This window comes from Corynebacterium sp. HMSC034E11, from assembly GCF_001835905.1.
In the GTDB taxonomy this organism is placed as follows: Bacteria; Actinomycetota; Actinomycetes; order Mycobacteriales; family Mycobacteriaceae; genus Corynebacterium; species Corynebacterium coyleae.
In genome coordinates this window covers 1-24,207 of the sequence record NZ_KV826370.1, presented here as the reverse complement: position 1 = coordinate 24,207, position 24,207 = coordinate 1, and the positions used below count along the sequence as shown (strand labels likewise).

Sequence of the window (24,207 nt, the reverse complement as noted above, 5' to 3'; positions counted from 1 at the left end):
ATGGGTCGATGCTGTTGCGAACTCCATCCGCAACACCCTCGGCATCGAGGCAGTGGGCAACGCGTACCCGGACTTCAAGTCCCTGCGCGATGACGTGACCAACCGCACCATCGAAGGCGCATTCCGTACCGGCTGGCAGGCAGACTACCCGCTGCTGAGCAACTTCCTTGGCCCGTTGTACGGCACCGGCGCAGGCTCGAACGACGGCGACTACTCCAACGCTGAGTTCGACGACCTGCTGAAGAAGGCCAACGGTGCAGCAGACCAGGAAGCAGCCGTGAAGGACCTCAACGCGGCGCAGGAGATCCTGCTGAAGGATCTGCCAGCAATCCCGCTGTGGTACTCGAACCTGACCGGTGGCTACTCCGAGGACGTTGACAACGTTGTCTTCGGCTGGAACCAGGTACCGCTCTACTACCAGATCACCAAGAAGTAACACCCCGCTGTTGGCGAATTAGATTCGCGACAACGGCAACGACCGCGCCGTCCACATCCCCCCTGGGTTGTGGCGGCGCAGTTTCTATTTTTCGGTCCGTTGGACCGCACGCGCGGGGCGGCCGGATTATGGGAGGTTACGTTTATTGTGGTGGACTCCTTAGAGCACGCTGAGTGTTTGACAGCACAACATGCGAAAACATGAAAAGACACAAGGAGTCAAGGTGCATATCAAGAAAGCAGTTGCCGCCCTCGGCGCCGGCGCACTGGCGCTCGGCCTTGCCGCATGTGGTGGCTCCGCCGACAATTCTGCCGACGGAGCTGGAAACTACGTTCTGACCAACGGTTCCGAGCCACAGCGTCCGTTGCTGCCCGCAGATACGAATGAGACTGGCGGCGGCCGCATCGTCGATGTCCTGTACGCAGGTTTGACCTACTACGACAAGGACGGCGAAAGCCACAACGAGCTCGCAGAGTCCATCGATCTCGAGGGTGAGAAGACCTACCGTGTCACGCTGAAGGACACGAAGTGGGCCGATGGTACCCCGGTGACGGCGAAGGACTTCGTCGACGCGTGGAACTACGCAGTCGAGAACTCCCAGATGAACGCGTACTTCTTCGAGCCGCTCAAGGGCTACGAGGACGGAAAGCCGCTCGAGGGCCTGGAGGTTATCGACGACAAGACCTTCACCATCGAGCTCGAGCAGCCGGAGGCTGACTTCCCGCAGCGCCTCGGCTACACGGCATTCTCGCCGCTTCACCCGTCTGCGTTCGACGACATGGAAGCGTACGGCGAAAACCCGATCTCGAACGGCCCTTACAAGCTGCTGGAGTGGAACCACAACCAGGACGCCATCGTGGTGCCGAACGAGGAGTACCAGGGTGATCGCAAGGCGCAGAACGACGGCGTGAACTTCATCTTCTACGCCCAGCAGGACGCGGCCTATGCCGACCTGCTCTCCGGAAATCTCGACGTGCTCGATGCTGTGCCGGATTCTGCACTGGCCAACTTCGAAGACGAGCTTGGCGAGCGCGCTGTGAACCAGCCAGCAGCTGCATTCCAGTCGATCACGATCAACGAGAACGAAGAGCACTTCGGCGGCGAGGAAGGCAAGCTTCGTCGCCAGGCAATCTCTAAGGCGATCGACCGCGAGCAGATCACCAAGACCATTTTCGACGGCACCCGCACTCCGGCGACCGACTTTGCCGCACCGGTGATCCCGGGCCACTCCGACAACCTTGAGGGCGTCGACGTGCTCAAGTACGACCCGGAGGAGGCAAAGCGCCTGTGGGAGGAAGCCGACAAGATCAACCCGTACACCGGTGACCTGGAGATCTCCTACAACTCCGATGGTGGCCACCAGGCATGGGTCGATGCTGTTGCGAACTCCATCCGCAACGCCATCGGCATCGAGGCAGTGGGCAACGCCTACCCGGACTTCAAGTCCATGCTCGACGATATGGACAACGACGCCGTCAAGGGCGCATTCCGTACCGGCTGGAGCGCTGACTACCCGTCGCTGGGTAACTTCCTGATCCCGCTGTACGGCACGGGCGCTTCCTCGAACTATGCGCGTTACTCCAACCCGGCAGTCGACGCACTGCTGGAAGAAGCAGCAACCGCAGCTTCTCCGGAAGCTGCTGCTGAAAAGTACAACGAGGTGCAGAAGGTTCTGTTTGAGGATCTGCCAGCGATCCCGCTGTGGTACTCCAACGTTGCAGGTGGCTACTCCGAAAACGTAGAGAACGTCGCGTTCTCCTGGCGCTCACTTCCGGTGCTGCATCAGATCACCAAAAACTAGGTGGTAACCTAAGCAACCACGCAAAGTGGCCCGTTCGCATTTTGCGGCGGGTCATTACTCGTTTCACACTCAAAATTGGTTTTCGTCCCGACTCACATGGAAAAGGAGAGCCCGGAACCATGCTGCGTTATATCGGGCGGCGGCTGCTCCAAATGATCCCCGTCTTCTTCGGGGCCACTCTGTTGCTTTACGCCCTCGTGTTCCTCATGCCGGGCGACCCCGTACAGGCGCTTGGCGGAGACCGCGGCCTGTCCGAGGCCGCCCGCGCCCGCATCGAAGCGGAATACAACCTTGATAAACCATTTATCGTCCAATACCTGCTCTACATCAAGGGCATTTTCATGGGCGATTTTGGCAAGACCTTCTCCGGCCAGCCCGTCGCGTCGGTGATGGCTAACGCGTTCCCGGTGACCATCAAGCTCGGTTTGATGGCGCTGGCGTTTGAGGCTGTGTTCGGCATCATCTTCGGCGTGATCGCCGGTGTGCGCCGCGGCGGTGTCTTCGACTCCACGATTCTCGTCGCATCGCTGATCGTCATCGCCGTCCCGTCGTTCGTGATCGGCTTTGTCATGCAGTACCTCTTCGGCGTGAAGTGGGGACTGTTGCCTGCAACGGTGGGGCGCAATGAGTCATTTGAAGCGTTGCTCATGCCTGCGATCGTGCTTGGTGCGCTGTCGTGCGCGTACGTGATCAGGCTGACGCGTCAGTCCGTGAGCGAAAACCTTCGCGCAGACTACGTCCGTACCGCGCGAGCTAAGGGTCTGAGCGACGGTACCGTGATGACCCGCCACGTGCTTCGCAATTCCATGATCCCGGTCGTGACTTTCCTTGGCGCTGACCTTGGTGCGCTGATGGGTGGCGCGATTGTGACCGAAGGCATCTTCGGCATTAACGGTATCGGTGGCACGATCTACCAGTCGATCATTAAGGGCGAGCCCGCGACCGTCGTGTCGATCACCACTGTGCTGGTGATTATCTACATCGTTGCCAACCTCATCGTTGACCTGCTTTACGCAGTACTCGACCCAAGGATCCGCTATGACTAATTCCATTCCACAACCTGAAATGTCGGCTGATCGCACGATGGCCAATGCTGGGGTGCTGCGCGGTCAGGAATACTACGTCGCAGAGACCGATGAGACTGGCCTCGGCGCAGTTGATGCTGTGCCGGATGCCGGTACACCCACCAGCCAGTGGGCTGAAGCTTGGAACTACCTGTGTCGCAGGCCGCTGTTCTGGTTCTCTGCAGTATTGATCCTGCTTGCCGTCACCGTCGCTGTGTTCCCTGGTCTGTTCACCAGCGTCGATCCGCGCGAGTGCATGCTGTCGCGCTCGCTGAACGGGCCGACGGACGGGCACATCTTCGGCTTTGACCGTCAAGGCTGCGATATTTACTCGCGCATGATGTACGGTGCTCGCGCATCGGTTACGGTCGGCGTGCTGACCACACTGATCGTGACCGTGCTTGGTGGCCTCATCGGTGCGATCGCCGGTTACTTCGGCGGCATCTGGGACACACTGCTGTCGCGTCTGACTGACATCTTCTTCGCGGTGCCGCTCGTGCTGGCCGCGATCGTCGTCATGTCCATGTTCCAGAACAAGCGCTCGATCTGGATGGTGGTATTCGCGCTGTCCATGTTCGGTTGGACTCAGATCGCCCGCATCACCCGCGGTGCAGTGATGGGGATTAAGAACGACGAGTTCGTCACCGCCGCCCGCGCGGTGGGGGCGAGCGACTGGAAGATCATCACCTCCCACATCCTGCCGAACGCCGCGGCGCCCGTGATCGTGTACGCCACGGTTGCGCTCGGCCAGTTCATCGTGGCCGAAGCGACCCTGTCCTTCCTGGGCATCGGTCTGCCGTCCACGGTGGTGTCGTGGGGTGGCGATATTTCGGCTGCGCAGGCGTCGCTACGCACCCAGCCGATGGTGCTGTTCTACCCGGCAATTGCGCTCGCACTGACGGTGCTGAGCTTCATCATGATGGGCGACGTTGTGCGCGACGCCCTTGATCCGAAGGCGAGGAAGCGATGACCACCGCAATCGGTAAAGACAACAACACTGGCGCGCCCGAGCCGCTGCTTGAGGTGACCGACCTCCGCATCACGTTCGAGTCCTCCACCGGAGTGGTTGAGGCGGTGCGTGACTTCGATATGACGATCTACCCGGGCCAGAAGGTCGCGATCGTGGGCGAGTCCGGTTCGGGCAAGTCCACCTCTGCCATGGCGGTGCTCGGCCTGCTGCCTGGCACCGGCAAGGTCACTGGCGGCTCGATCAAGCTGCGCGGCGAGGAACTGACCAAGCTCGATGAGAAGGGCTGGCAGAAGATTCGCGGCAACAGGATTGGTCTGGTGCCGCAGGATCCGATGTCTAACCTGAACCCGGTGTGGCGTATCGGTACCCAGGTGGAGGAGTCGCTGAAGGCGAACAACATCGTCGAAGGCTCCGAGCGCCACCAGCGCGTCATCGAGTTGCTTGAGCATGCAGGCCTGCCGGACGCGGAGCGTCGTGCGGGTCAGTTCCCGCACGAGTTTTCCGGTGGCATGCGCCAGCGCGCACTCATCGCGATGGGCTTGGCTGCGAACCCGGAGCTGCTCATTGCCGACGAGCCCACGTCTGCCCTCGATGTGACTGTGCAGAAGCGCATTCTGGACCACCTGGAGATGCTCACCCAGGAATCCCAGACCGCGCTGCTGTTCATCACCCACGACCTGGGGCTTGCAGCAGAGCGCGCTGACCACCTGCTGGTTATGCACCGCGGCCGTGTGGTTGAGCGCGGACCGAGCCTGGATATTTTGCGCAACCCGAAGCATCCGTACACCCGCAGGCTGGTTAACGCGGCTCCGTCGCTGGCAGCCGCGCGTACGCACGCTGCGCTGAAGGATGAAGACGTCACGGTGGCCGAGACCAAGCCGGAGGACGTGGTCATCCGGGTGGATAACCTGGTCAAGGAGTTCGACGTCCGTGGCCAAAAGGGTGCGAAGAAGACACTGCGCGCGGTCGACGAGGTGTCCTTCGATCTTCGCCGCGGCACCACGCTTGCGTTGGTGGGTGAGTCTGGCTCCGGCAAGTCCACTGTGGCCAACATGGCGCTAAGCCTGCTTGAGCCGACCAGCGGCACCGTGTACTTCGAGGGCCGCGACATCTCGGAGTTAAACCGTCAGGAACTGTTCAAACTGCGTCGCAAGATGCAGGTGGTGTTCCAGAACCCGTACGGTTCGCTCGACCCGATGTACTCGATCTACCGCTGCATCGAGGAGCCGTTGCGCCTGCACAAGGTGGGCTCGCGTAAGGAGCGCGACGCTCGCGTGGCGGAGCTGCTGGACATGGTGCAGATGCCGAGGTCCGCGATGCGTCGCTACCCGAACGAGCTCTCTGGCGGTCAGCGTCAGCGCATCGCGATTGCACGCGCGATGGCGTTGGGCCCGGAGGTCATCGTCCTCGACGAGGCGGTCTCGGCCCTCGACGTGCTCGTGCAAGACCAGATTCTGCAGTTGCTCAAGAGCCTGCAGGCCGATATGAACCTGTCCTACCTGTTCATCACCCACGACTTGGCTGTGGTCCGCGAGACCGCAGACGACATTGTGGTGATGCGCCAGGGCAAGGTTGTGGAGCAGGGGCCGGCGGATGCGATCTTCGCCGACCCGCAGGCGGATTACACCCGCAACCTGATCGATTCCGTGCCGGGTCTCCACATCGAGTTGGGGCGCGGCTAGGAGCATAATTGCTTATCGACGACGCCACCGCACCGATGCGGGACGTCGTCGATAAGCATGTCTGGGGCGTGTTGTAGCATCGCCTCCGAGAACTGAACACACACGGGTGCTGCATTCGCAGCTGAGATGCCTTCGGGCGGACCGTTGAACCTGATCCGGGTAATGCCGGCGATAGGAAGGAAAGCACATGACTGTGCCTGTTAAGAACAATTCTTGGCGTGTAATCGATATTGTCACCGCCGCCGTCCTCGGTGTGGCGTGTGGTCTGCTGTTTTGGGTGTGGAACAGCGTTGGCTACGCAGGGTTTAAGGCGCTGGATACGTTGACGCCGGGCCTTGGTGGCCTGGTCACCGGTATCTGGTTCACCGGCGGAGTGCTTGGCGGGCTGATCATCCGCAAGCCTGGCGCAGCCGTGTTCGTCGAGGTCATCGCGGCGTCGGTTTCAGCGCTGATCGGCAGCCAGTGGGGCATTGAGACGCTCTACTCGGGCCTTGCACAGGGTCTTGGCGCAGGGCTGATCTTCCTGCTGTTCGCGTACCGTCGCTTCGATCTGACGGTGGCAATCTTGGCCGGTATCGGCTCCGCTGTCGGCGCGTTCATCCTCGAGCTGTTCCTGTCGGCGAACCTGGCGATGAGCCTGCAGTTCAACATCATCTACCTGACCTGCATGGTCATCTCCGGCGCAATCCTTGGCGGCGTGCTGTGCCACTACCTGGTCAAGGCACTCGCGAAGACCGGTGCGCTGGACCGCTTCGGCGCAGGCCGTGAGCGTTTCAACCAGGCTGCGTAAATGACGCTGGCGATTCGTGCTCGAGGGTTGACGTACCAGCACGCCACGCGTCCCCAGCCTGCGTTTACTGGCGTTGATCTCGACGTCGAGCGCGGCGAGCGCATCCTCATCTCCGGCGACTCTGGTTCCGGCAAGTCCACGTTGCTCGCGGTCATCGCGAAACTTATCGACGACTCCGAGGACGGCAGCAAAACCGGCATCCTCGAGGTCAACGGCACGGTGGGCATGGTGCTGCAGGATCCAGAATCGCAAACGATTTTGTCGCGCGTGGGCGACGATGTCGCGTTCGGCGCCGAAAATCTTGGCGTGCCGCGCGACGAGATCTGGCGCCGCGTGGAGGCCTCCCTGGAGGCCGTGGGCCTGGACCTGCCGCTCGATCACCCCACATCACGCCTGTCCGGTGGACAGAAGCAACGCCTTGCACTGGCCGGGGTGTTGGCGATGGGGGCCGATATTTTGGTGCTCGACGAGCCGACGGCGAACCTCGACCCGCGTGGCCGCGACGAGGTCATCAACGCCGTCGACCGTGTCTGCACACGCACCGGCGCGACCCTGATCGTGGTGGAGCACCGCCCGAAGCACTGGTCGCACGTGGTGGACACCTACTACCGCTTGGATGCGGACGGTTTTCGCCGCATTACCGAAGAAGAGCTACCGCAGGTGCCTTCGTTGCCGCCGGCGAAGCAGGTTCCCGCTGGCACGCCGGCTGCGGTTGCGACGCAGAACTTGCTCACCCGCTTCGGCCCGCCGCGCACGGTGCTTGCGCCTGAGGGGTTCTCCACTGTGGTCACCGGTGAAAACGGCTCGGGAAAAACTACGCTCGTGCAGGTACTTGCCGGGCTAACACCGCCGAAGCAAGGGCGGGTGGAGTATTCCGACACCATCCGGCAGGGGTTGACGAAGCCGTCGATCGAGTGGGCATCGGCAGATCTGGCGCAACGCATCGGGTATGTGTTCCAGGAACCGGAACACCAATTTGTCACCGCCACAGTGCGCGAGGAAATGGCGTTGTCCGGCGCCCCGCAGGAACGTATCGACGATCTCTTGCACCGCCTGCGCCTGACCCACCTCGTCGACGCCAACCCGTTCACACTTTCCGGCGGAGAGAAGCGTCGGCTTTCGGTGGCCACAGCGCTGGTCAACGCGCCGAAGCTGCTTATCTTGGACGAGCCGACCTTCGGCCAGGACGATCGCACCTTCGTCGAACTCGTCGGCCTGATCCGCGAACTCACGGACAAGGGCGTCACGGTCATCTCGATCACCCACGACGAAGCATTTATCGCTTCTCTTGGCGATCACACCGAGCACATCACGGCAGGGGAGCGGTAACCATGAACCTGCTGGCAAATATCAACCCGGTCACGCGCATCCTCGGCCTGGCGCTGCTGACCACTCCGCTGATGTTCACCGTGGACTGGGTCTCTGCCACCGTGGTGCTCGCGTTCACGCTGCTCATGGTGCCTCTATGCGGGCTTGGCTACGGACGCTTTTTCAAACGCGCATTGCCGATCCTCATCGTCGCGCCCCTGGCCGGTATCCCGATGGCGCTCTACGGACAGGCGGGCGGGGAGACCTACCTGAACTGGGGTTTGATCCACGTCACGGAACTCTCCGTGTCTCTCGCTGGTGCGATGGTGTTGCGCGTGCTCGCCATCGCGCTGCCGGTGGTGCTGTTGTCCGCCGATGTCGACCCGACTGACCTTGGCGACGGCCTCTCCCAAGTCCTTCGTCTCCCCGAACGCTTTGTCATCGGCACGGTCGCGGCGCTTCGTATGCTCACACTGCTTCGCGACGACCTCGACGCCATGCGCCGATCGCGCCGCGCCCGCGGCATCGCTGACCAAGGCAAGATCAAATACTGGTTCACCTTGTCATTCGGGCTGCTGGTGATGTCGCTGCGCCGTGCCGGAAAACTCGCCACCGCAATGGAGGCCCGTGGCTTTGGTGGTCCGACGAAGCGCTCCTGGGCCCGAGAATCCAAACTGCGCAGCCGCGACTGGGGCGTCATGGTTGTGTGCCTTGGCGTGGCACTTGTCGCACTTGGCATCGCGTGGCTCACAGGCGACCTGCGCCCAGTGTGGTCAGTGCGATGACATACACCCTGCTCATCGATGGCCCATCTGGCTCCGGCAAGACCACCCTGGCCAACCAGATCGGCGACGCGCTCGGTATCCGGGTGGTGCACCTCGACGATTTTTACCCCGGTTGGTACGGCCTCGCCGAAGGCGCGTCGATGGTCGCCCGCGACGTTCTGCACCCCGCAACCCCAGGATTTTGGCGGTGGGATTGGATCAACCACGAGCGCACGGAGTGGGTGCCGCTCGACCCCGCAGAGGATCTTGTGGTGGAAGGTGTTGGGGCGGTCACGGAGTCGTCGATAAGCGCTGCCCGGGCGCGGGGAACAGTGAACACCATCCGTGTGACCGCCGACCTAAAGACGCGAAAAACCCGGGCCCTGCGCAGGGACCCGGGCTACGCCCCCTGGTGGGGGATGTGGGCAGCGCAGGAAGCACGACTTCCGACGCTGCCCGTCGATGTGACGGTTAGGAGATAGCCTCCTCCGCCGGCTTGTACACCGTACGCACGCGGGAGCGCTCCGCATCCGGATCAGGGATCGGAATTGCCGACAGCAGCGCCTTCGTGTACGGGTGCTGCGGGTTGTCGAAGACGTCGTCGGTCTCGCCGAACTCCACAAAGTCGCCCTTGTACATCACGGCCACACGATCCGACAGGTGGCGCACCACCGACAGATCGTGTGCGACGAAGAGGTAGGACAGGCCAAGCTTGCGCTTGAGCGAATCCAGCAGGTTAATCACGCCGGCTTGGATGGACACGTCGAGGGCTGACACTGGCTCGTCGAGCACAATCACCGCAGGGTTCGTCGCCAACGCACGAGCCAAGCCGATGCGCTGACGCTGACCACCAGAGAAGTGGCCAGGGAAGCGGTCTAGCTGCTTCTCGTCCAGGCCCACTGTGCGCATGAGCTCAGAGATACGCGCGTCCTTGTCGCCCTCGTAGCCCAACGCATCCAACGGCTCTTGGATGATCTCCTTGACCGTCATACGCGGGTTCAGCGAGCTCATCGGATCCTGGAACACCATCTGAATATTGCGGCGTGCTTGACGACGATCCGACGCACTCATCTTCGCCGCGTCCTTGCCACAGATCACGATGCGGGAATCACCCTGTGGATCCAGGCCCATGATCTCCAGCAGGGTCGTGGTCTTACCGGAACCGGACTCACCCACAATGGCCATGCACTCACCGGCGCGAACATCGAAGGAGATGTTCTTCACAGCCTCCACGGTGCCGATGCGGCGCTTCACCAGCGCGCCCTTGGTCAGTGGGAACGCACGGTAAAGGTTCTCTACCTCGAGGGTGACTTCGCGCTCCTCGCGCGGGATGCCCGCGAACTTGTTCTCCGGCAGGACAGGTGCGGGGAACAACGGCTTACCGTCGAGAGTGCCGTTTTCAATCTCATCGTGGCGCACGCACGCAACCATGTGGTTCTCGTCGCCCTTGTTCGGCACCAGCGGCGGCTCCTGCGTCAGGCAGGCCTCGGTGGCGATGGGGCAGCGGGGTGCGAACTGGCAGCGGTCGGCGACGTCGATGAGCATCGGTGGGTTGCCGTCGATAAACGTCAGTGGCTCGCTAGACGGCTGATCCACGCGCGGGGTAGAGCCCAGCAAGCCCACCGAGTACGGCATCTTCGGGTTGCCGAACAGTTGGTGGACTTCGGCGCGCTCGACCGGACGTCCGCCGTACATCACCAGCACGTCATCGGCGGTGCCTGCCACCACACCCATGTCGTGGGTAATCATGATGCAGGCAGCGCCGGTCTCACGCTGCGCCGTCTTGATCACGTCCAGAATCTGAGCCTGGATGGTCACGTCGAGGGCTGTGGTGGGCTCGTCGGCAATAAGCACCTTCGGGTTGTTCGCAATCGCAATTGCGATCACCACACGCTGACGCATGCCGCCCGAGAACTCGTGCGGGAAGGAACGCAGCCGCTTCTTCGGCTCGGGGATACCCACCAGATCGAGCAACTCTGCAGCACGGTCCATCGCCTTCGACTTAGAGATGTTCGTGTGCGCCTGGATGGCTTCCACCAACTGCGTGCCGATGTCGTACACCGGAGTCAGAGCGGACAGCGGATCCTGGAAGATCATGCCGATGCCGTTGCCACGAATCTTCGACATGGCGGCATCCGACTTGCCCAGGAGCTCCTCGCCCTCAAACATCACAGAACCGGTGACCTTGGCGTAATCCGGCAACAGGCCCATGACAGCGAGAGAGGTGACGGACTTGCCGGAACCTGATTCGCCCACGATGCCGAGGGTACGGCCTGGGAGGAGATCGAAATCCACGCCTCGCACCGCGCGGACCACACCGGCTTCCGACGGGAACGACACGTTGAGGTCGCGTACCGAAAGCACCGGGGAACCCGAGTTGTTGATGCTGGTTGTCATGCTGCAGAACCTCCAGAGTTCGAGTTCGGGTCGAGTGCGTCACGCAGACCATCGGCGATGAACGCCATGGACACGGTGAGCAAGGTCAGGACGAGGGCAGGGAAGTAGAACTGCCACGGAGCGGTCACCAGGGTTGCGGTACCAGACTGTAACAACGTACCCAGGGACACGTCCGGCAGCTTCACACCGAGGCCCAAGAACGACAGGGCAGTCTCCGACATGATCGTGGACACGATGCCCAACATCAGCTGGATAATCAGCAGCGACGCGACGTTCGGGATGATGTGGCGCACGATCGTCTTGGAGTTGGACACGCCCATGAACTTGGCGGCACGCACATAGTCGTTTTCGCGGATGGACAACGACAAGGACCAAATCACACGTGCTGAGTACATCCAGCCAAACGCGATGAGCACGACGGTGAGCACCTTCCAGTCGCCGCCCGAGCCGGATACCAGCAGGGCGATGATGAGGAACGTCGGCACAGCCAGCAGGAAGTGGATCACTGCCAGCACAATCTTCTCCAAGCTTCCGCCAAACAGGGCAGCACCTGCACCGACAATCGCGGAGATCACCGTCGTGGCAATCGATGCCGGCACAGCGATCGACAGCGAGCGACCGAGGCCGTGCACCACCTGTGCAAACAGGTCGTTGCCGGAGTCAGTAGTGCCAAACCAGTGCTCGCCGGAGGGCGCGACGGACAGGTTCATGAAGTCCGGGTCGTCGTAGCTCCACGGCGTCATGAACTTGCCAAAGAGCGCGAGCAGTACCATCAGGAAGAAAATCACCAGGCCGACAACCGCGGCCTTGTTACGCATGAAGCGGCGCAGGTAAATCTTCGACTTACGCGTTGCGCGCATCGTCTGCTGATCTTCGATGCTATCGCCCTGCTTCGGCAGGATTGGCGGCGTGTTCTTGTCTTTACTCATCACGCCGTCGGCCTGGCGGCCGGTCTCAGAGATGGCGGTCATGTCGTTGACCGGCATTGCGGCGTGCAGCGCCAGCTCGCTCGAGGTGGCGTGGGCGCGGGGGTCACTGAGCTTGCGGGATGTACCGCGTGGTGGCTTGTTTGTCATGGCTGTGATCTCCTTAGCTCACGCGCACGCGCGGGTCGAGGGCAACAACGATGAGGTCGGCCAAGATAGCGGACACTGCGGTCATTGCGGCACCGAATGCGGCCACAACGACGACACCGTGGACGTCGTTACGCGCAATCGTTTGGATGAAGTACTGGCCCATGCCTTGCCACGCGAAGATGCGCTCCGTCATCACGGCACCGGTGAAGATGCCGGGCACCGAGAACGCCACCGAGGTAGCAACCGGAATCAGCGAGGTTCGCAGCGCGTGTTTGCGCACTGCTTGCGCCTTGGTTAGGCCCTTCGCGCGGGCGGTGCGGACGTAATCGGCGTTCAAGTTATCCAACAGCAGTGTTCTCTGCATGAAGTGATAGCCCGCATACGAAATGATCAACAGTGACAAGGTGGGGAGCACGAGGTGTTGGGCGTAGTCGACCATCTTCGGGAAGAACCCTTCAACGCCAGGGTTGGAAGCACCGGTGACGTAGAAGACGCGCTTGCCGGTCCACTCGTTGACCTTCAGACCGAACCACACCACGGCGATCGAGGCGACGACCACGTGAATGTTCATCGTGATGATCGAGATGCCCTGCCACATGCGGTCGGCGCGCTTGTACTGGCGCGACGCAGTGTACACACCGAGGGCGACACCGAGGAGGATCGACAGCAGGGTGGCAAACAGGGTCAGCTGCGCGGAGACCCAGATGCGGTAGGAGACTTGTTCATTGACGGAGTCGCCGATCGGGGATTTACCCCAGTCCCAACGAGTCAGGACGCCAGTAAGCCACGTCCACCAACGCTCGAAGATTGGTGTGTTTGGGTTCAAGTTCAACGGATCGAGCAGTGCATCGATCTGCTCTTCTGGCAGAGGTGGTCGGCGGCCAAAGTAGTTGGCGCGGGGATCGAGGAAAAAGCTGGCGAGAAAAAACGTGAGGTTGGTGGCAAGAAAAACAATCAAGCCCCAGCTCAGCGTCTTCCGGATCAGGTATCGAAACATAGTGTCTCTCAGTTCCGTGGTGGGCGGACGGGGGAGTTATTGAGAAAGATTGGAAGCCCGCCCAGCGTGGGAATGCTGGGCGGGCTCGCACTCAGTTCGTGGATTTCACGTGCGTCGAACCGTTACGGTTACTTCGCCCAGCCCACGTTCTCGATCGGGAGGATCGCGAAGGAGTTAGCACCGAAGTTTGCCAGGCCCTTCTTCACGGCGACGATGGCCGGGCCGTTGGCGTACGGCATGATGCCGTACTGAGCCAGGGCTTCCTTCTCAAGCTCGTTTGCGCGCTTGATCTGCTCGTCAGCATCCGGGAGCTGCTGCAGTTCCTCAATCTTCTTGTCCATCTCCGGGGTGCCGGTGCCGGACTTGTTCAGCTCAGAGTCAGACTTGTAGATCTGGCCGAAGTACGCCACACCGAACGGGTCGGAGGAGCGGAAGCCGGACATGAACAGGTCGAAGTCGCGCTCGGAGACGACCTTGGAGAAGTCGGAGCTCGGACGCTCCTCAACCTGGACGTCGATGCCAATGTTGCGCAGCATTGCCTGCAGGGCAGTGGTGGTCGCCTGGATCATCGGGGAGTCACCCAGGGTGACGTAGCGCACGGACAGCGGGTTGGACTCGTCGTAGCCTGCTTCCTTGAGCAGCTCCTTGGCCTTCTCCGGGTCGTACTGGATGACCTCGCCGAAGTTGTCCTCGTAGCCCGGCTGGGTCTGGTACAGGTTGAACGAACCTGGCAGATCCTCGGTGTAGCCGAGGCCCTGGAAGCGGATCGCGGCGAGCTGCTCGCGGTCAACACCGCGCATGATGGCCTCGCGGACCTTGATGTCGTCGAGGCCCGGGGCGGTGGAGTTGATCGTCATCAGGTAGTTCGCCGGGTTCAGGGCGGTGCGGATCTCGATGGAGTCGCCCATCTCCTTCGCCGTTGCCAGACGGTCACGGGAAGAAACGCCGGTTGCGTCGATCTCGCCTGCGCGGAAGGCGTTCAGGGATGCCTGGTCTTCCATCTGGCGGTAGGTGATCTTGTCCAGCTTCGGCTTCTCGCCCCACCAGTTCTCGTTCGGGACGAAGGAGGCGGTGCCGCCTTCGAAGTCAACGTTCTCAACCTTGAACGGGCCAGCGCCCCACTCCGGGTTGACCTTCTTCAGGTAAGCGTTCATGAACGTGTCCGCGTCCTTGACCTGCGGCGGCACGAGGGTGCCGAAGAGGCCCTCCCACCACGGGTATGCCTGCTTGAAGGTGACCACGGCCTGCTTGTCGTCCTCGCCGCGCTCGACGGACTCGATGAGCTCGTAGCCGTCGGTGGAGTTGACCTGGACATCCGGGTTGGAGCCGTTGTTGAACTTGAAGGTGTTCTCGAAGGCGGTCCAGTCAAGCGGGGTGCCGTCGTTGTACACGGCGTCCGGGTTGATGGTGTAGGTGACCACGGTCTTGCCGTCGACGGTCTCATCCTTCACGTCGGTCAGATAAGCCGGGTTCGGGTGATAGGTGCCGTCGCCGTCGAAAAGCGTGAGCTGCGGGTTGTACTTGCTCCAGATGGTGTCCGTGTAGGACGTCATGTTCGCGTGGAACACGTTCTGCTGCTCAGCAATTTCGGTAATCGCGAGAGTGAGCTCGCCGCCATCCTGGATCTGGTCGCGCTCGAGCGGGTTGTAATCACCGGCAGCGTTGACTTCGAGCTGCTCGCCCGAGTTGTCAGCTTCCTTGGAGTTCGCGGAGTCCTGTCCGGCCTGGTTTGCGGTGGTCTCTTCGGTTCCGCCATCCGAGGAGCAGGAGGCGAGGACGAGGGACAGGGAGGAGAGTCCGGCGAGAGCGGCGACACGGAGGCGTTTGCTCATGGTCTGGGTCCTTTCAGTGATCGTCCGTACGCAGAGAACTTTGCGACGGTTGCCCGTGTTTGGGCGGTACGACGAAATGGGTATTTCGACGACCCCTGCACCACGATTGGGCCCACCAAAACTTGAAGCTCAGGTGAACACGACGTAATCAGGTTGCACAAAAACTTACATGAAGTGTTAGGCAGTTCACAGCAAAACTGAAAAGTAATTTACGGCCCAGACCTGACTGGTTCACAGGAAAGGGGCAGGGAGCATTATTTCTGCACGCTGATAGGCATATGTAACTGTCTCAAGCGTTCCCCAGTTTCTGCATAAAGCGTGAATGTTATTCAGATGCAAAATGCCCCATCCGCGGTGAAGCGAATGGGGCAGAAGGTGATGTTGGCGCGCCCTACATGGCGGGGGTCAGCTCAACCGTGTCCGCCCACGTCAGTTCAATACCCAGGGCGCGCAGCCACTCCATGGCATCGTCGCCGTGCCGAGTAATGCCCTCAACGGCGTTGAGGGTGACGTCCATGGCCTTCTCTGCCTCCTCGGCAGTGATCAAGCCTGCAGACGTCGCGGCTGCGAGTTCGTCGATATCAAGCACGTCGATCGGGTTGCCTGTCAGCGACACAATGTCGACGTACAGGTCGCGTGTGCGCCAGATATCGCCATCAACGTCAATGTCGGCGATGTCGAAGTAGAAGTCCTGATCGCGCTCTGCGCCCTCGCGGTAGTGGAAGATGTTTACCCGCAGGCCGAGTTCCGGCAGCAGCCAGCTTTCTAGGTAGCCGAACTCGGGGTGATTCGCCCCGCGTGCCATGTAGAGGCCAAAGTCGGTGACCTGGTACGTGTCTACCTCGCGCAGGAATCCCTTTGGGTCCGTGTTGATGTTCGCGGACGTGTCAAAGGTCTCTTGCTTTACCGGGTGTAGGTCGACGGTCATCGGTTACCTCACGTTGATCGAAGCGGCGGTCGGGGCAAATGCGCAGGTCTTGTCGGTGGTGCGTACTGCACCGTCGACGACTGCGAGGACGCGGCCCTTGCCTGTGTTTGCGGTGGCGGACAGGGTGGACGGTCCTGTTGGGTTTATCCCGTTGTTATCTAAAGGTGTTACGCCGGTGCGAAAAGTGTTGAGGTTAACCCAGTACACCTTCATGAGCCCCTGGTCCTTGGCGGCGGCCGGGGTGCCCAGTGCGGTGAACACAAACGTGGTCTGTCCCGCGCCTGCGCCTGGCGCTGGTGTTTTGGTCGGTCCCGGTACCGCAATTGCGGACGCGGTCGAGTGCAGCCCCTTGCCCATGCAGTGCCCGGAGACCGTCGGCCAGGCGAACTGTGTGAAGGCGGGGGCGTCCTCTGGCAGTGGAGGGCCGCCGAGCTCGCCGGTGCCAGCGAAGAAGTTCACTGCGGTGCGAAGTGCGTTGCCTACCTGTTCCGGCACCTGTGGTTGGTCCGCGAACGCGTGGACTCGGGCGACGGTCTCGGGGGTGGGGCGGCCAAGGCTATCGAGCGGGTTCGATGATTTGGCATGAGCCATTTGCGTATCGACGACGCCGGCAATCAGCATGCCGGCAGCGCAAACCGCCGCGACGGCGGAGCGTGCAAAAGATCGGGGAGTGCGCACGGCTGTCCTTTATTACATAGGGGCCACGGACATTAACTCAAGCAACATTAGTCACATAAGTAACAGCGTCAAGTGGAAACCGTTGATTTTGTAGGGGGAATTGTCCAGAAACTTTCGGTGTTCTCCCAGTTTTATCTGTTTACCCTTGTGAGCACGGGCACATTTAAGACCCGTGAGAACGTGAGATCCGTTGTCCCCAACACTGAAAGGACTGATCACAATGGATGCCCAGACGTTCACCACCAACCTGTCCCTTGAGGAGATTGAGCAGCGGCTGTCCGGACTGGACAAGTTCAATGTCAAGGACAAAACCGCCAGCGAACTGGCTGTCAACGTCGGCAGTGCACTGAAGTTCCGTCTTATCGGTGTGTATTTGAATAAGGACTACCAGGCGCCGCTGGCTATCGATGCCGCAGATAACGGCGATGGCACCACCACCGTCGAGCTCTCCGCGCGAGGGACGGAAGGGGCTGTCATTACTACTGGAACGGCCGAACAGTTCTTCAATGACGCGTTTGCAGAGCTCCGCGCCACGTTGGAGGGGTAGCGGAGAGGTGCGCTCAACTTAGCTGGGGAGTATCGTGTAACCGTTATTTCCGACAATGTAAAAGGATCTGTTGAGTGTCGCACCCTGAATTTCGCAACGTAGCTATCGTCGCCCACGTTGACCACGGCAAAACCACCCTGGTCAACGCCATGCTGGAGCAGTCCGGCGTCTTCGGCGACCACGGCGAGCATGGCGACCGCGTGATGGACTCCGGCGAGCTCGAGTCCGAGCGCGGCATCACCATTTTGGCCAAGAACACCGCCATCCGTCGCGCCGGCAAGGGTAAAGACGGTGCGGACTTGGTCATCAACGTCATCGATACCCCGGGCCACGCCGACTTCGGCGGCGAGGTCGAGCGCGGCCTGTCCATGGTTGATGGTGTCGTGCTGCTGATCGATGCTTCCGAAGGCCCGCTTCCGCAAACCCGATTCGTCCTGGGCAAGGCCCTCGAAGCGAAGAAGCCGGTCATCATCTGTGTGAACAAGACTGACCGTCCGGACGCACGTATCGACGAAGTCGTGGAGGAAGCACAGGACCTCCTCCTCGAACTCGGCGCTGGCCTGGAGGACCCGGAGGCTGCAGAGGCTGCTGAGAACCTCCTCGAGCTGCCGGTGCTGTACACCTCAGGCCGTGCAGGCCGCGCGTCCCTGGAGAACCCGGGCAACGGCAACCTGCCGGACAACGAGGACCTGCAGCCGCTGTTCGACGTTATCTACGACGTCCTGCCGGAGCCGTCCGCTGAGATCGATGCACCGTTCCAGGCGCAGGTGACCAACCTGGACTCCTCCTCCTTCCTGGGCCGCATCGGCCTGATCCGTGTGTTCAAGGGCTCGGTAAAGAAGGGCCAGCAGGTCGCATGGGTCCACTACGACGAGGACGGCAACCAGCAGGTTAAGAACGTCAAGATCGCTGAGCTGCTCGTCACCGAGGGCCTCGACCGTGTTCCGGCTGAAGGCGACGTTGTCGCAGGTGACATTGCCGCTGTCTCCGGTGTGGAGAACATCATGATCGGTGACACGCTGTGCGATCCGGAGCACGTCGAGCCGCTGCCGCGCATCGCCATCGACGATCCGGCAATTTCCATGACCATCGGCGTGAACACCTCGCCGATGGCTGGCCGTAACGGTGGCGACAAGCTCACCGCCCGCATGGTCAAGGCTCGTCTGGATCAGGAGCTCATCGGTAACGTCTCCATCAAGGTGCTGCCGACCGAGCGTCCGGACGCGTGGGAGGTCCAGGGCCGTGGCGAGATGGCGCTGACCGTGCTGATTGAGACGATGCGTCGAGAAGGCTTCGAGCTCACCGTTGGCAAGCCGCAGGTAGTGACCAAGGAGATCGACGGCAAGACCTACGAGCCGTACGACCATATGATCATCGACGTCCCGTCGGAGCACCAGGGTGCCGTCACCCAGCTCATGGCAAACCGCAAGGGTCAGATGACCGCAATGTCCAACGCGGGTTCCGGCGATTGGGTCCGCATGGAGTTCGACGTCCCGTCGCGTGGCCTGATCGGTTTCCGTACGACCTTCCTCACTGAGACCCGTGGTGCCGGTATTGCCAACTCCTACTCGATCGAGCACCGTCCGTGGGCCGGCGAGATCAAGGGCCGCCCGACCGGTTCGCTCGTCGCCGACCGTTCCGGCCAGGTCACCGCGTACGCCCTGCAGCAGCTTGCAGACCGCGGCGATTTCTTCGTCGAGCCGGGTGCCGAGACCTACGAAGGCATGGTCGTTGGTGCGAACTCGCGCGACGAGGACATGGACGTCAACATCACCAAGGAAAAGAAGCTGACCAATATGCGCTCCGCCACCGCGGATGCGACTGTCACGCTGCAGAAGGCCCGTACCCTCTCCCTGGATGAGGCCATCGAGTTCTGTGACGAGGACGAGTGCGTCGAGGTCGCCCCTGAGGCGATGCGTGTGCGCAAGCTCATCCTGAACGCTACCGAGCGTGGCCGTGCCCGCTCCCGTGCGAAGCAGAAGAACAGCTAGCCTGTTCTTCATGCAGCCTCCTCGATCGCGCCGCCCAGCCACCCGTGCTGCGGCGGCGCTTTCCGCGCTTTGCCTCGTCGCGTCGTGCTCGGCGAACCCGGGCCCACCGCCGCTCGTTGAGCCGGAGTCCGCCCAAAGCGAGACATCTGGCGTATCGACGACACCTTCCGACGACAACCCGCGCCGCAGCGACCGCACCCAGGTACAAGTGGGCGTCGACCCTGTACGAGGAGGCTTTAACCCGCACCTGATTGCGGACGATTCCTCGACGGTGCGTGCCATCGCAGACCTCACCCTGCCTAGCGCATATGTGGGCACGAGCCCGAACAGGGACCTGCTGGTGGGGGTTTCAACACTGCCGACCTCGCCCGCGGCCCAAACCGTGCGCTACGTCATCGCACCGGAGGCGCAGTGGTCTGACGGTACCCCGATTACCGGATCCGACTTTGCCTACCTGTGGCGCGGGATGGTGACCACCGCCGGAACCGTCAACCCTGCGGCCTACCGGGCAATTCAGGCGATCCGCATTTCTGGTCAAGGCGGCAAGGTCGTCGATGTGGACTTTGAGCGCCCCGTGGCCAACCGCGAGGAGCTCTTTGCCTACCTGCTGCCGTCGCACCTGTTCGCCGCTGACGCCAGCGATTTCCCGTTCGCACTGCGCAACATGGTCCCTGCGTCTGCCGGGCGTTTCCTCATGGCAGATGTCGGCCGGGCCCGCGGCACGGTAGTGCTGAATAGAAACGACAGGTTTTGGGGTACTGAGCCAGCAAGCGTGGACATTTTGACGCTGACCGCCGCGCGCGATACAACACAAACCGCCGACCAGTTGCGCTCCGGCCAGCTCGCGTTCGCCGACGTCACGCCGCAGGAAACCACGGAAGAGGTCTTTCGCCGGGTGCCGGGGGTGGAGGTGCGCGAGGCGTCGTCGTCACGCGTGCTTGGCGTCGTCATCTCCGCGACAAGCGGGCTCGACCAAGCAATGCGCGAGCAAGTGCGATCGCTTATCGACGTCCCCCTGCTCGCCCACATCGCCGCCGGCCGCAGCACCAACCTGGCCGTAGCAGAGCATGCGTTCACGCCGGGGGAGAAGGACACCGCAGCGCTACGAGCGCGCACCGTGCCCATCCGCGTCGGGGCGGATGCGATGGACCCGGCGGCGGCCGCTGCGGCGCGCACCCTTGTCGACATCCTCAACGGCGCCGGCATTCCCGCAAAACTCACCTCTACCGACGCGACGACGCTCGCCGGGCGCAGCCTGCCATCGTCGGAAGTTGACCTGGCAGTGGTGTGGCAGCGCAACTCCACGTCCATGACCACGCTTGCCAGCCGCATGGCGTGTCCGTCCAAAACTTCGCGTGCTGGCAACCTCTCCGGCCTGTGCTCCGTGGGCAACGAAGCGCTCGCCGGGCGAATCCTGGACGGGACCATGAGTGCGACCGAGGCCCGAGCAGCCGTGGCCGAAGCCGAAGAGCGCGACGCCGTGTGGGTGCCCATCCTCAACGAAACACGCATCGCAGCATCCTCCGGTGGCGTCGCCATCCCAGGCGTCTCCACCTGGCCCGGGGGTATCAGCGACGCCGCCCGCTGGCAACTGGCCGATACAGTAGGCCCGACACCGAAGGAGAAACCATGACAACGCGCGACCTCACCGGCTACCGAGTAGTGGCCGTCCACGCCCACCCTGACGACGAAGCCATCACCACCGCAGGCGTCATCGCCGATCTGACCCGACGTGGCGCCGACGTCCTCGTCGTCACCTGCACACTCGGCGAAGAAGGCGAAGTTATCGGCGAGCCGTACCAGCACCTCGTCGTCGACGAAGCCGACCAGCTAGGCGGATTCCGCATCGGCGAACTACGCGAGTCGTTGGCCGCCATCGGCGCGCGCGGCACCTTCCTCGGCGGAGCCGGCCGTTTCCGCGACTCTGGTATGGCCGGCTCGCCCGCAAGCCGCAACCCGCGCGCCTTTGTCAACTCCGGCGACGCCGCAGTAGCCGAACTTGCCGCAATCTTCGAAGCGGAGCGCCCCCACCTTGTCATCACCTACGGCCCCGACGGCGGCTACGGCCACCCGGACCACATCCGCGCCCACGAAATCACCCACGCCGCCGCCGAACGCGTCGCTATCCCGCGCATCCTGTGGGCCGTGCGCCTCGCCGAAGAAACCGCAGCGCTTACGCCCGAGACCGCCCCCGACGGCTGGCGCCTTGCCCAACCCGGCGAACTCGACGGAGTCGCCACCTCCGACATCGCCGTCTCCCTTGACGACCACGCCTACAGCGCCAAAATCGCCGCCATGCGTGCCCACGCCACCCAACTCTGGATCGCCGACGGCCGCACCACCGACGTCAACCCCCACGCCGCCATCGCCCAAGGTCCCGTCGTCTACTACGCCCTGTCCAACCTCATCACCCAGCCCATCCAACGCGTCGAACACTTCCAACTCGGCGCAGGCACGCCACTTCACGACGACGCCACCCACGTCCTATCCGGAATCCCCAAATGAGCCAACCCGTCATCCGCGACAATTTTTCACGCGGGGAAGCCATCGCCGGCATCACCTGGCTGAGCGTCGGCGCCCTCGGCTCGCTCATCCTGGAAGTGGCGTACCTGAACTGGTTCTGGGTGATCATCGCCGCCGTGTTCAATGCGGTGTTGACGAAGACGGCGAGGCTGTGGTCGTCGAGAAGCATGATTGTTCCACTCGCCGTCTGGGCAGCAGCACTGTTCGCCTCCATGGTCATCCTCCCTCCAACCGGGTGGACCCTCGCACTCCTTCTCAGCGGAATCGCCGGAGGCGTTTGGCCACTACTCAAGGCGAAGTGACATACTGTTTCCCATGACTTACGTGATTGCTCAACCGTGCGTCGACGTCATGGACCGCGGCTGCGTCGAAGAATGCCCCGTTGACTGCATCTACGAGGGCAAGCGCATGCTCTACATCCACCCCGACGAATGCGTCGACTGTGGCGCCTGCGAACCTGCCTGCCCCGTCGAAGCCATCTTCTACGAAGACGACACCCCCGACGAGTGGAGCGAATACTACGACGCCAACGTCGGCTTCTTCGACGAACTCGGCTCGCCAGGCGGCGCCGCCAAGACCGGCCCACAGGACTTCGACCACCCCTTCGTCGCAGCACTGCCGCCGCAGAACCAGGACTAAACCGTGGCACGCACCCCACTCGGATCACAGCTGCCCGATTTCCCATGGGACACCATCGCCGACGTGCGCAAGCACGCCGCATCCCATGAGGACGGCCTGATCGACCTTTCCGTCGGCGGCCCCGTCGACCCAGTCGCCCCGTCCATCCAACTCGCGCTGTCCGAAGCTGCCGCAACGCCCGGCTACCCGCAAACCGCGGGTACGCCGGAATTGCGCGAAACGATCGTGGCCTCCCACGCCCGCCGCTTCGGCATCGCAGGGTTGACCGAACGCTCCGTGCTGCCCGTGATCGGGCTCAAAGAAGCCGTCGCGTGGTTGCCCACATTGTTGGGACTGCGTGGCGCGAAAGTTGTGATCCCCGAGGTCGCGTACCCCACCTACGAAGTCGGCGCCCTGATGGCAGGCTGCGAAGTTATTCGTTGCGACGACCCCGCCGCCGCACCCCGCGACGCCGCCTTCGTCTTCATCAACTCGCCGTCGAACCCAACTGGCGCAGTCCTTGACGTCGAGCAGATGCGCGCCTGGGTGGAATTCTCCCGCGAAACCGGCGCAATCATCGCCTCCGACGAGTGCTACCTCTACCTCGGCTGGTCCGCCGAACCGGTATCCATCCTGCACCCGTCCGTCACCGACGGCGACAACACTGGCCTGCTCGCCCTGCATTCGCTGTCCAAGACGTCCAACCTGGCGTCGTATCGTGCCGGCACGATCTCCGGCGACGAAGCCCTAGTGCAAGAACTTCTGCTTATCCGCAAGCACTCCGGCCTCATCGTGCCCGGCCCAATCCAAGCCGCCATGGTGGCCGCCCTCGGCGACGACCTGCACGAACAAATGCAGCGCTCCACCTACGCCGCGCGACGGCTTGTACTCATGAAGGCCCTCCAAAACGCAGGTCTTACTATCGACGACTCCGATGCCGGCCTCTACCTCTGGGTCCACCACGACGGCATGGATTCCCGCGAACTCCTCAACTGGTTCGCCGACCACGGCATCCTCGGCGCCCCCGGCGACTTCTACGGCCCCGCCGGCGCCCAACACGTGCGCATCTCGCTCACCGCACCCGACGAGCGCATCGAAGCGGCAGTCGCCCGCCTAGGAAACACCGTTGACTAACCCCACTCATCCGTCGCCGGCCGCCGGCGACCAACACGCCGCCGCGCCCGAAAGCGGCAGCACTGCCGTACGCCTCGTTGCCGGGCTGCGCCAATTTTTGCGCTTCGGCATCGTCGGTGGCTCCGGCGTGCTCGTCAACTTCGTGGTGTTCTACCTGGCCAACAAAGCCCTAGAGAACGGCTTTGATCTGCACGCCAACGACGTGTTCATGCAACTCGGCTCCACCCGTTGGAACATCCGCTGGTACCACCTCATGTCCACCCTGGCGTTCCTCCTGGCCAACACGTGGAACTACCAGCTCAACCGCTCGTGGACATTCCGTGGGGTGCACGCGCGCTCCTGGCTGCGCGGGTTCTTCCCCTTCTTGGCCACCGGCGCGCTCGCGTTCGCGGTGTCGCTGACATGCATGACGTTGCTCATGAACCCGACGACCCCCATCGGACTCTCCGATTCACTTTTCGACGACTCCACCGGCCTGCGCACCAAATCCTACTGGGCCCAAGCCATCTCCACACTGATCGCGATGCCGGTGAACTTTGTGATCAATAAGGTCTGGACCTTCGGAAAACCGAAAACGCCAAAAACCGTCTAACCAGTGGTTTGTGGAATTTGGTGTGGGAGTTATCCACATTTTCGCGGTGGGTCTTGTGCGGTGGTTTCTCGCTTCGTAG

The 24,207-nt window shown here is 62.2% G+C and carries 22 protein-coding genes, 1 pseudogene and 1 riboswitch; of the genes and pseudogenes, 17 read left to right on the top strand and 6 right to left on the bottom strand.

Annotated features, from left to right (window positions below; all coding sequences use genetic code 11):
- From HMPREF2690_RS11835 to HMPREF2690_RS00315, 9 genes and pseudogenes are all read left to right on the top strand, one after another.
- Positions 1-436: pseudogene (locus HMPREF2690_RS11835) on the top strand (ABC transporter substrate-binding protein); the annotation flags it as partial.
- 223 nt (positions 437-659) lie between these two features.
- Positions 660-2,237, top strand: a complete 1,578-nt coding sequence (locus HMPREF2690_RS00350; protein ID WP_070819861.1) for a peptide ABC transporter substrate-binding protein — start codon at positions 660-662, stop codon at positions 2,235-2,237.
- Between the two features lie 119 nt (positions 2,238-2,356).
- Positions 2,357-3,283, top strand: a complete 927-nt coding sequence (locus HMPREF2690_RS00345; RefSeq protein ID WP_070421623.1) for an ABC transporter permease — start codon at positions 2,357-2,359, stop codon at positions 3,281-3,283.
- Positions 3,284-3,320: 37 nt separating this feature from the next.
- Positions 3,321-4,271 (top strand): ABC transporter permease, encoded by a 951-nt coding sequence (locus HMPREF2690_RS00340; RefSeq protein ID WP_070819887.1) that lies wholly within the window; start codon positions 3,321-3,323, stop codon positions 4,269-4,271.
- Positions 4,268-5,953: an ABC transporter ATP-binding protein gene (locus HMPREF2690_RS00335; protein ID WP_070819860.1), complete on the top strand. Its 1,686-nt coding sequence runs from the start codon at positions 4,268-4,270 to the stop codon at positions 5,951-5,953. Before HMPREF2690_RS00340 ends, HMPREF2690_RS00335 begins: the two co-directional genes overlap by 4 nt.
- Positions 5,954-6,045: 92 nt before the next feature.
- Positions 6,046-6,149: riboswitch (TPP riboswitch) on the top strand.
- Positions 6,141-6,743: an ECF transporter S component gene (locus tag HMPREF2690_RS00330; protein WP_070421621.1), complete on the top strand. Its 603-nt coding sequence runs from the start codon at positions 6,141-6,143 to the stop codon at positions 6,741-6,743. Its footprint overlaps the riboswitch before it by 9 nt.
- Entirely contained in the window at positions 6,744-8,072 is a 1,329-nt protein-coding gene (locus HMPREF2690_RS00325) for an ABC transporter ATP-binding protein (RefSeq protein WP_070819859.1), read from the top strand. It begins immediately after the preceding gene.
- Positions 8,073-8,074: 2 nt separating this feature from the next.
- On the top strand, positions 8,075-8,836 hold the full coding sequence (locus HMPREF2690_RS00320; RefSeq protein WP_070819858.1) for an energy-coupling factor transporter transmembrane component T family protein: 762 nt from the start codon (positions 8,075-8,077) through the stop codon (positions 8,834-8,836).
- Positions 8,833-9,297, top strand: coding sequence for a nucleoside/nucleotide kinase family protein (locus HMPREF2690_RS00315; RefSeq protein ID WP_070819857.1), 465 nt, complete (start codon positions 8,833-8,835; stop codon positions 9,295-9,297). The genes HMPREF2690_RS00320 and HMPREF2690_RS00315 overlap by 4 nt, the downstream gene beginning before the upstream one ends.
- On the opposite strand, the gene HMPREF2690_RS00310 is transcribed toward HMPREF2690_RS00315, so the two are convergent.
- The 6 genes from HMPREF2690_RS00310 to HMPREF2690_RS00285 form a co-directional block, all read right to left on the bottom strand.
- The gene (locus tag HMPREF2690_RS00310; RefSeq protein ID WP_070819856.1) at positions 9,287-11,212 is read right to left on the bottom strand and encodes an ABC transporter ATP-binding protein; all 1,926 of its coding nucleotides are present in this window, start codon (positions 11,210-11,212) and stop codon (positions 9,287-9,289) included. The genes HMPREF2690_RS00315 and HMPREF2690_RS00310 overlap by 11 nt on opposite strands.
- A complete protein-coding gene (locus tag HMPREF2690_RS00305) occupies positions 11,209-12,198 on the bottom strand; it encodes an ABC transporter permease (protein WP_101740371.1) in 990 nt (329 codons plus the stop codon). Before HMPREF2690_RS00305 ends, HMPREF2690_RS00310 begins: the two co-directional genes overlap by 4 nt.
- Before the next feature lie 103 nt (positions 12,199-12,301).
- On the bottom strand, positions 12,302-13,285 hold the full coding sequence (locus tag HMPREF2690_RS00300) for an ABC transporter permease (RefSeq protein WP_070421616.1): 984 nt from the start codon (positions 13,283-13,285) through the stop codon (positions 12,302-12,304).
- 128 nt (positions 13,286-13,413) lie between these two features.
- Complete coding sequence (locus HMPREF2690_RS00295; RefSeq protein WP_070421615.1) at positions 13,414-15,117, bottom strand: ABC transporter family substrate-binding protein; 1,704 nt, start codon at positions 15,115-15,117, stop codon at positions 13,414-13,416.
- A gap of 391 nt (positions 15,118-15,508) precedes the next feature.
- Positions 15,509-16,045, bottom strand: a complete 537-nt coding sequence (locus HMPREF2690_RS00290; RefSeq protein WP_070452717.1) for a ribonuclease FAU-1 family protein — start codon at positions 16,043-16,045, stop codon at positions 15,509-15,511.
- A gap of 3 nt (positions 16,046-16,048) precedes the next feature.
- On the bottom strand, positions 16,049-16,666 hold the full coding sequence (locus tag HMPREF2690_RS00285; protein WP_246815464.1) for an Rv1157c family protein: 618 nt from the start codon (positions 16,664-16,666) through the stop codon (positions 16,049-16,051).
- A 277-nt stretch (positions 16,667-16,943) separates the two neighbouring features.
- On the opposite strand from HMPREF2690_RS00285, the gene HMPREF2690_RS00280 reads away from it, so the two are divergent.
- The 8 genes from HMPREF2690_RS00280 to HMPREF2690_RS00245 all read left to right on the top strand — a co-directional run bounded on the left by HMPREF2690_RS00280 (position 16,944) and on the right by HMPREF2690_RS00245 (position 24,128).
- On the top strand, positions 16,944-17,270 hold the full coding sequence (locus tag HMPREF2690_RS00280; protein WP_070484494.1) for a hypothetical protein: 327 nt from the start codon (positions 16,944-16,946) through the stop codon (positions 17,268-17,270).
- Positions 17,271-17,344: 74 nt separating this feature from the next.
- Positions 17,345-19,261 (top strand): translational GTPase TypA, encoded by a 1,917-nt coding sequence (gene typA, locus HMPREF2690_RS00275; RefSeq protein WP_070484497.1) that lies wholly within the window; start codon positions 17,345-17,347, stop codon positions 19,259-19,261.
- Between the two features lie 10 nt (positions 19,262-19,271).
- Positions 19,272-20,894: an ABC transporter family substrate-binding protein gene (locus tag HMPREF2690_RS00270; protein WP_070771217.1), complete on the top strand. Its 1,623-nt coding sequence runs from the start codon at positions 19,272-19,274 to the stop codon at positions 20,892-20,894.
- The gene (mshB, locus tag HMPREF2690_RS00265; protein WP_070819855.1) at positions 20,891-21,766 is read left to right on the top strand and encodes an N-acetyl-1-D-myo-inositol-2-amino-2-deoxy-alpha-D-glucopyranoside deacetylase; all 876 of its coding nucleotides are present in this window, start codon (positions 20,891-20,893) and stop codon (positions 21,764-21,766) included. The genes HMPREF2690_RS00270 and mshB overlap by 4 nt, the downstream gene beginning before the upstream one ends.
- Positions 21,763-22,086 (top strand): hypothetical protein, encoded by a 324-nt coding sequence (locus HMPREF2690_RS00260; protein WP_070819854.1) that lies wholly within the window; start codon positions 21,763-21,765, stop codon positions 22,084-22,086. The genes mshB and HMPREF2690_RS00260 overlap by 4 nt, the downstream gene beginning before the upstream one ends.
- A 13-nt stretch (positions 22,087-22,099) precedes the next feature.
- On the top strand, positions 22,100-22,423 hold the full coding sequence (gene fdxA / locus HMPREF2690_RS00255) for a ferredoxin (protein ID WP_070421608.1): 324 nt from the start codon (positions 22,100-22,102) through the stop codon (positions 22,421-22,423).
- Between the two features lie 3 nt (positions 22,424-22,426).
- Complete coding sequence (gene dapC / locus HMPREF2690_RS00250) at positions 22,427-23,536, top strand: succinyldiaminopimelate transaminase (protein WP_070819853.1); 1,110 nt, start codon at positions 22,427-22,429, stop codon at positions 23,534-23,536.
- Positions 23,537-23,621: 85 nt separating this feature from the next.
- On the top strand, positions 23,622-24,128 hold the full coding sequence (locus HMPREF2690_RS00245; protein WP_070421660.1) for a GtrA family protein: 507 nt from the start codon (positions 23,622-23,624) through the stop codon (positions 24,126-24,128).
- The last annotated feature ends 79 nt before the right edge of the window (positions 24,129-24,207 follow it).